The organism is Moritella sp., from assembly GCF_033791185.1.
Classification (GTDB): Bacteria; Pseudomonadota; Gammaproteobacteria; order Enterobacterales; family Moritellaceae; genus Moritella.
Map to the genome: position 1 here is coordinate 1 of NZ_JASJHF010000226.1, position 7,601 is coordinate 7,601.

A 7,601-nucleotide genomic window follows, 5' to 3' on the forward strand; every position below is an offset into this window, starting at 1 on the left:
TAAGTTTCATACTCATCTGCTTGACCAAAAAAAGCCACAATAACAGCATCATCAAGATAGATTGTTCGTGCATCAAGGACCATTTCACGGAATTGAATAACATTGTCTAATGCATATTCACCGATATTATTAGGGTCAATACCCTGTTCAAATTGCAGCTTAATCGCGGTCACTTGATTAAGATATTGTAAATAGCCCGCCAATATATCCGCCCCTTGGGTCAGCGCCGGCTCAACAAGTTGCGATTTAAGACTGTGTTTAATACGGGTGACGATAATATCTAAACTTTCCTCACCCATTGCCGATAAATAAAAATCAAATAGATGCTGAATTTTTTTATTAATGACCAGTTCACCGTGCTCATTCACATCCAGTGTGACTGGCAAGCTTGAACCGAGTAATGAGCTTGGTAATAACAACGGCACAACTTGCTGTTGGTGATCGTGCGCTTGTCCTTGCACCTTCCCTTCGAGATTAACCAACGCCGTTATTGCTTCGGGTGTTAATGGGTAACGGTTCTGCTGCGGTTCTATTATTTTCAGCTCACTAGTCTGAGCTGCTTTTACTGCAATAACTTGTCCATCATCTGGCGCTAAAAACAGTGTTCCACCAGCAATCGCAATACCACAAGATAGCGCGGTAACAACAATTCGGGTATTTGGTTTAAATGACATAACTACGCCCTATTTAGTTAAGCACTGCCATTTTTTCACAGTGCTTAACGTCATATTAAAAATAACGAATTACAGGCCAGCGCTGGTTAAACGCTTCGCATGGGCGGCATATAAAGGTAAAGGACTGGTGCTACCGAGGCCACGTAAACCAAACATACCATTAATTTCATCGGCGTGATTCATAGTATAATCATCACGGATCACTTTACCTAAGTGCGTAGAACAACGACCCACTACACCATCATTTGCTTCATCAATCGTTAAGTAAGTCACCGCCAATAACCCATCGGCAAGATCAAGTACATTAGAGTTGAACACTGGGTTATAGGTGCCGCCCCATGAATAATAAGCCACGTCATTGACGTTATGCTCACCGTCATTTACTGAATAATCATAAACCCAATTAGGCCACCACCACGAGCCAGCGTTATAACTTGGCGTTGCTTTACATTCACCCAGCCTTAATCCTTCAGGATACTTGGCATTAAAAATAGCCGCGTCTTTAGAGTTCAATGCTTCGAGTGACCCCATCGCGTTAGCTTGTTGATCATTATTGCCGGTTGCAACAGACAGCAGGCTAGCGACAGCATTAGCAATTGCCATTGCCGGGCCTTCTAATGGGGAGTCTTTAATTAAATCTGCGGTACCAGAACCACGATGCGGCGAACCAACAGACGTCACTGACGCCACCATATCCGGTCGTACCGAAGCAACATAACGTGAATCAATTCCGCCTTGCGAATGACCAATTAAATTAAATTTATCCACGCCAGTAACGGCTCTCAGCTCTTCTAAATAACTGAGTAACTGCTCACCACGTACTTCACTGGTATCATAACCACTGACTTGCGGCGTATATACATCAGTAGCGCCAACCTCCGCTAGCGCCCCTTTCACACCATAAAAATAATCTGCTAACACACTATCGAATCCAGCCAGTCCATGTACTAATACCACCGGGTATTTGGTTTTACCCGAGGTATCTGCATGTACAGGTGTCACCATGAAGCACAAGGCTCCAGCTAAAACCGAGAGTAAAATCCGATTTTTCTTTAACATAGTTAATCCTTTATTGTTAAGTTATCGCCAACTAGTTTTTTCATCGAAACATTACGTATCCGCTAATGACACCTGCCTCGATTTGAGTACAGAAAAGTTATAACGTAAAAAAACAACAGGTACAACCAGATGATTCGAAGCGGGATCATTGATGGTAATAAGGAGCAAGGTTGGATTAAACTGCGCAGTTAAATTAAAGGGCGACTTTATACACTATGAAATTTGTAAATATCAACATTAAAATCTAATCATAGGATATTCGCTGCCAGTATAGCGATGCTATCAACAACCCTCACCTCAAGCTAAGCCTTTGTATATTAATGTTATTTATTAACTAGCTAAATTAAAAATAAGTGTGATTTTTTATAAAGATGTTTATGGTTATCAGACCTAGATCATACTGAGGCATGAGATGGATTTTACGACAGATACAAAAAAACCAGTAATCAGATTACTGGTTTAAAATGATAAGCCACTTTAATTAGTGATACACCCGTTAAAGTGCCTGATTAATCATAATCATTTAATCGAATATCAATGTTTATTGATATCATCCCACATGCCGAGTACCAGCGCTTGTTTCTGAGGGGTTAACTCATTAGCAACAAGTGCATCTCGTAAGCTGTGCACGACTTGAAACTTAATGTCGTGAGGATAGATTTTACCTATATTTTCGCACTTCGCCGTAGCAAAAGTAACGTGGCCATGTAAATATTTGGCCGCAAATAGTTGATCCGACGTTCCTTGTTCTACAAATCCCTCAAGCTTTTCCATTAGCTTGCTTTGATAAGTAGGTTTAGACAATGATTAATCCTCATATTCTGGGTTGGCGACACGATACATGATGTAATCACGATAGCCTGTGGTTACACGAATAAAACCTGATAATGCTTGGTCTAATTCAACATCCCCTGTGTCTACGATTAAGGGACGTCCTGCTAATGCCGACAACTTAGTTTTGGTTGCCAACACAATAATATTTTCTTTACCGATTTGTTTAATCAACTGCGGTGACAGTTGTTGATTACCACGACCAAAAATATGCCCCTGACCACCAATTAAAGTGATCACTAATTTACAGGGTTTATCTTTCGTCAACGCGACTAACTGCGCTGCAGTTTGGTCCGCAGCAATCAATTCATGCTGATGCACAACATCAACACCTAATAAAGTATTATCCAGTCCCAGTTCAGCCATGGCGAATGCTACCGTTGATCCAGAACCCATAATGTAATATTCATCTTCCATATCTGCCATCACATCCGCAGCTATGTCGGTAAGTACTAATTCGTCCGATTCGATCCCGCCCATTTTTACGCTTTGTACATAACGTAAATCAGTCGGAACCATCATCTCACCATAGCGTTTAGCTTTCACTGTGCCTTGACGAAATGCCACTTCATCGATATCCATCACGTCGGCATCAGCCAAAGTAACCAATTCGCCTAAAATCAAGCGGCGGACCACACAACCTGCGGCTTTTGGGGTGACACCATAGACACCGGAATGGATTTTACAGCCCGCAGGGACGCCTAAAACAGGCACCGCATCATTGATTGTCGCGCAAATATTACGTGCCGTACCATCACCACCAGCAAACAATAATAAATCGATATCTTGGGCTAATAATGCTTCAACCGCCGCATAAGTATCTTGCTCAGTAGTGGTCGCAGTTGTAGGTCGATAAACCACGTCAACATTAAAGCCCAATTCTAAGCTGCAACGCTCGCCCATTTCACCACCGGCGGTAACCACAGTAAAGCGCTGAGCAAGATCAGCAAACTGACCTAATGCTTGTAACATGCGATTATTCGCTTGCGGAATAGCGCCTAAACTAAGCGCTTGCTGGGCAACATTATCACTGCCTTTTAATGCCACGCTGCCACCAATACCAGCAATCGGATTAACAATAATACCCAGCTTAAATGGCTTCACGTTCATACATACCTCGATAATCAAAATCTGCTAATGTCAGCGCTTTGGTATTATAAAATGCTTGTAATGCAGCGACTAACGCTTGCGTACGTACTGATAAACCATTATCTAAATATGCCTGCACTTGCGTATGGATCTTGTGTTGAAAAGCTAATCGGTCAATCACAATACCAGACAGATTATCCGCACTCACACGATATTGATAACCGGCTGCAACACAAATAATCCATTCGATTGCTTGCGGTACAATTTCTACTTTTTCAAACTCTGCTTGCTGCTGCGCATTGCGACCATCAGCAATATACCAGTAACCAAAATCGACCAATTGATGACGCGCTAACCCCGCCACTAGCCAATGTGAAATTTCATGCAAACCGCTGGCAAAAAAACCATGAGCAAAAATAATACGGTGATAAGCACAACTTAGATATTGTTCAAAATCAGTATTAGCCGGCATGTATATCGGCTCATCACCGCCTTTGACTAATTGGGTATTAAATTCGCTTGAAAACGTGCGGTTAAAAATACCGATCAAATCTTGATAATGGTGTTGCTGTTGATCTTGAAAATCTTCTTGTAAATCGTTCTGCATACTGCGCCTAGCTAATCATTTAATCACTGAGCACTATTTTATGAGCAGGATTATACCCCCATAGTAGTGGTATGTCCGCTAATAAATCGTCCTCAAATCGGTAACTTTCGCTAGTAGAATACTCCTTTACGCGATATTAATCTAATACCGCTAACGAACTTAATGCCACAATCCCCACCCGAGCAGAACTGCCCCAACTGGCTTCGGCGGTAAGTAATAACGCATCGTCAGCCTGCCAAATAATACTCTCCCATTGCCCGTAAGGCGCGAGGTTGAAGCGCTTAGCAATATCCCAGTTCAATATCTTGTTTTCAATCGGGATGATCCAAATAAAAGGATGTTTATAAATTAAACTACTATCATAACCAAGCAACACTAATTGTCCCGTAGCGGCATTGTAATCTGCTGCAGTGATCAAGCCATCAACATTCAATGTTTGCGCTGGTATCACCTCAATGACACGGTCTGCCGCTCCGCCGCTATTAATGTCGACTAGATCCAATCGATATAAGCGACTTTGCAGGTTTGACCAATTTTTACTTAGTACCCATAGCTCCTCACCAACCACTGTCGATGCTTCACAATCATAGTCATGCATATAGCTAGTTAACGCTTCTTGGGGTTTATCCACCATTGAAAAACGCGTGGTATTGACAGCTGAAATAGTCGCGCCATCATCTGCTTGCGTTAACGTGTCGGTATCAATATTAATAATGCTGCGACTATCACGCGTACCATGATTATCACCACAATCCATAACAAAAAGACGGCCAGCCGACTGTGCTAACTCTTCCCAGTCATAACTCATCACGTCATCAACATGCACTTGTTTGATGACCTCGCCGGTATCTTCATTGACTTGGTATAAATTAGCGCCATCACCGCTATCATTGACAGTCCAGGTTTGACCACCAAACTGAGCTAACCCAGACGTCTCTTTTACTTTTTCCTGCAATACTGTTTGTATCTTAATATCAAGCACAGGGTAGTTTTGCAGCGGTCTTGACCAATAAAAATGGCCAATAATCCCCGCGGCGATTAAAATGATGAAAGACCAAAATAGTATTTTTATTATTTTTTTAAACATCCGAATCCTCAATCACTTAATTTATCCATCACCACCTAATTATATACCTATACCAGAATTATCATTTGAAACAAGTGACTTATCTAAACCGCTAGCAACATAGCTCATATCATCACTTAAATTAACTTGATTCGTCAGCCTTTTTTTGACACAAAAAAGCCGACAAATGTCGGCTTAATAAAATAGAGATTGTTGCTGTTATTTTACGTGGGCAATCGCTTCAACTTCGACTTTAACCCCTAATGGTAAATCTTTCACTGCAAAGCAACTGCGAGCCGGACAATCAGTATTGAAAAAGCTTTTGTAAACTTCATTGAACTGCGCAAAATCGCTAATATCAGCAAGGAAACAAGTGGTTTTTAGAACCGAACTCAGATCGCCGCCACCAGCAAGCAAAACTTGGTTTAGGTTTTCTAGCGACTGCTTACTCTGCTCAACGATACCGCCGTCAACCACTGCGCCGCTTGCTTTATTAACCGGAAGTTGACCTGAAGTAAAAATAAGCCCGGCAAATGCAGTGCCATGTGAGAAAGGGCCGATAGCTGCTGGTACTTGTTCTGAATGAATAATTGTTTTCATAATATGCTGACTCTGTTATTAAAATAGTTTTAATGGTGTTCTTACTTTTTAGATACCCTTGCTTCTTTAAGAAACAAGGGGGATGTCGCTAACTTAGTGATTAAGACGCAATACGCTGAAATCCAGCAATCAGATCCTCAATTAAATCTTCTGCGTCTTCTAAGCCGATGTGTAGACGTACTAGCGTACCGGAGAAGTCGACACCGCCAGCAGGGCGAATTGCATCGAGTTCTTCAGGCTGATTAGCGAGAACTAAAGACTCATAACCACCCCACGAATAAGCCATACTGAAGTGTTTAAAGTTATCTAAGTATGCTGCCACTTGTTCATCAGATAAACGATCTTTCAGAATGAATGAGAATAAGCCGTTACAACCGTTAAAGTCGCGCTTATAAAATTCATGACCTTTACAGCTTGGTAATTCTGGATGATTAACACGCTCTACTTCTGGTCGTTCACTTAACCAGTTAGCAATCTTAATACTACTTTGTTGATGTTGTTTCAAACGAACACCCATAGTACGAAGGCCGCGAGACGCTACGTAAGCAGTATCAGCATCAACCATTTGTCCCATTAAGTATGAACGTTCACGCAGACGGTCCCAACAGCGCTCATTAGAAACTGCAGTACCTAACATAGCATCTGAATGACCGACAATATATTTAGTACCCGCTTGGATAGAGATATCAATGTCATGCTCAAGCGCTTTAAATAAGATACCTGCCGCCCAAGTATTATCAATCATGATAATGATTTCAGGATTAACGGCGCGGATAGCTTTAACCATTGACGGAATATCTTGCACTTCCATCGTTACCGAGCTTGGTGATTCCAAGAACACAACTTTAGTCGTCGGTTCGATTAACTCTGCAATCTCAGCACCAATCATTGGATTGTAGTAAGTCGTACTAACATTCAAATCTTTTAGGATGATGTTACAAAAATCTTGGGTCGGCTCATAAGCTGCGCCAGTCATCAATACATGATCACCCGCTTCAACAAAAGCAAGAATAGAGTTAGTCACAGCTGCGGCACCACATGGGTACAATGCACAACCGGCACCACCTTCCAATTCAACCATCGCTTCTTGCAGAGAGAAATGCGTGATAGTGCCACGACGTCCATAGAACAACTCTCCTTTAGCACGATTAGCTGTCGCAAATTTCTTTGCTTTTACAGAATCAAATACCAAAGATGATGCGCGTTGGATAACAGGGTTCACAGAGCCTTGTCCGAATTTTTTTGAACGACCAGCCGTCACTAATAATGTACTCATTTTATCTGTAGACATAATAATTCTCTTCTTAAGCTTGTTGTAAATTGATTGGAGATGGAGATTCTACTTTTTTGCCACGTTTCATGAAGCGTTCTACAATTTGTGTTGCGTTTAAGTCATTCACTACATTAAGCATGGTTGCAGGTGCGTCGGTAATGGCACCAATAACAACTAAGATTGGGATACATTCGATTGGCAGACCCAGTGAGGTAACAATGAATATCTCACCTAAGAATGCGCCACCAGGTACGCCACCAACAATGATTGCTGATAACACTGAAATAACGATAGTGATGAAGAACACTTCAGGGGTAAATTCAAGCCCTAACACAGCGTAGATGAATACAATTTTCAGTGCCGCAATCATCGACACCCCGCCTTTATTAAGGTTCGCTAGTA

At 41.7% G+C, this 7,601-nt stretch carries 8 protein-coding genes and 1 pseudogene; all 9 read right to left on the reverse strand.

What is annotated here, in order from left to right:
* Positions 1-674: pseudogene (locus QNK26_RS13385) on the reverse strand (lipase chaperone); the annotation flags it as partial.
* A gap of 69 nt (positions 675-743) precedes the next feature.
* Positions 744-1,733, reverse strand: a complete 990-nt coding sequence (locus tag QNK26_RS13390; RefSeq protein WP_319223746.1) for a triacylglycerol lipase — start codon at positions 1,731-1,733, stop codon at positions 744-746.
* 534 nt (positions 1,734-2,267) lie between these two features.
* Positions 2,268-2,537 carry a YfcL family protein gene (locus tag QNK26_RS13395; RefSeq protein ID WP_319223748.1) on the reverse strand — a complete coding sequence of 90 codons (270 nt, stop codon included), beginning with the start codon at positions 2,535-2,537 and terminating at the stop codon, positions 2,268-2,270.
* A gap of 3 nt (positions 2,538-2,540) precedes the next feature.
* Positions 2,541-3,674, reverse strand: coding sequence for an ATP-NAD kinase family protein (locus tag QNK26_RS13400; RefSeq protein ID WP_319223751.1), 1,134 nt, complete (start codon positions 3,672-3,674; stop codon positions 2,541-2,543).
* The gene (locus QNK26_RS13405; RefSeq protein WP_319223753.1) at positions 3,655-4,260 is read right to left on the reverse strand and encodes an elongation factor P hydroxylase; all 606 of its coding nucleotides are present in this window, start codon (positions 4,258-4,260) and stop codon (positions 3,655-3,657) included. The genes QNK26_RS13400 and QNK26_RS13405 overlap by 20 nt, the downstream gene beginning before the upstream one ends.
* A gap of 136 nt (positions 4,261-4,396) precedes the next feature.
* On the reverse strand, positions 4,397-5,347 hold the full coding sequence (locus QNK26_RS13410) for a hypothetical protein (protein ID WP_319223756.1): 951 nt from the start codon (positions 5,345-5,347) through the stop codon (positions 4,397-4,399).
* Between the two features lie 198 nt (positions 5,348-5,545).
* On the reverse strand, positions 5,546-5,926 hold the full coding sequence (locus QNK26_RS13415; protein WP_319223758.1) for a Rid family detoxifying hydrolase: 381 nt from the start codon (positions 5,924-5,926) through the stop codon (positions 5,546-5,548).
* 100 nt (positions 5,927-6,026) lie between these two features.
* Complete coding sequence (gene metC, locus QNK26_RS13420; protein WP_319223761.1) at positions 6,027-7,217, reverse strand: cystathionine beta-lyase; 1,191 nt, start codon at positions 7,215-7,217, stop codon at positions 6,027-6,029.
* A gap of 13 nt (positions 7,218-7,230) precedes the next feature.
* Positions 7,231-7,601, reverse strand: a 371-nt coding sequence (locus tag QNK26_RS13425) for a cation:dicarboxylate symporter family transporter (RefSeq protein WP_319223763.1), incomplete at its 5' end; no start/stop codon positions are given.

Excerpts from the sequence above, each read along its gene's own strand:
- QNK26_RS13400 (WP_319223751.1), bottom strand. The coding sequence starts at position 3,674 with ATGAACGTGAAGCCATTTAAGCTGGGTATTATTGTTAATCCGATTGCT.
- QNK26_RS13410 (WP_319223756.1), bottom strand. The coding sequence starts at position 5,347 with ATGTTTAAAAAAATAATAAAAATACTATTTTGGTCTTTCATCATTTTA.
- QNK26_RS13390 (WP_319223746.1), bottom strand. The coding sequence starts at position 1,733 with ATGTTAAAGAAAAATCGGATTTTACTCTCGGTTTTAGCTGGAGCCTTG.
- QNK26_RS13405 (WP_319223753.1), bottom strand. The coding sequence starts at position 4,260 with ATGCAGAACGATTTACAAGAAGATTTTCAAGATCAACAGCAACACCAT.
- QNK26_RS13415 (WP_319223758.1), bottom strand. The coding sequence starts at position 5,926 with ATGAAAACAATTATTCATTCAGAACAAGTACCAGCAGCTATCGGCCCT.
- metC (WP_319223761.1), bottom strand. The coding sequence starts at position 7,217 with ATGTCTACAGATAAAATGAGTACATTATTAGTGACGGCTGGTCGTTCA.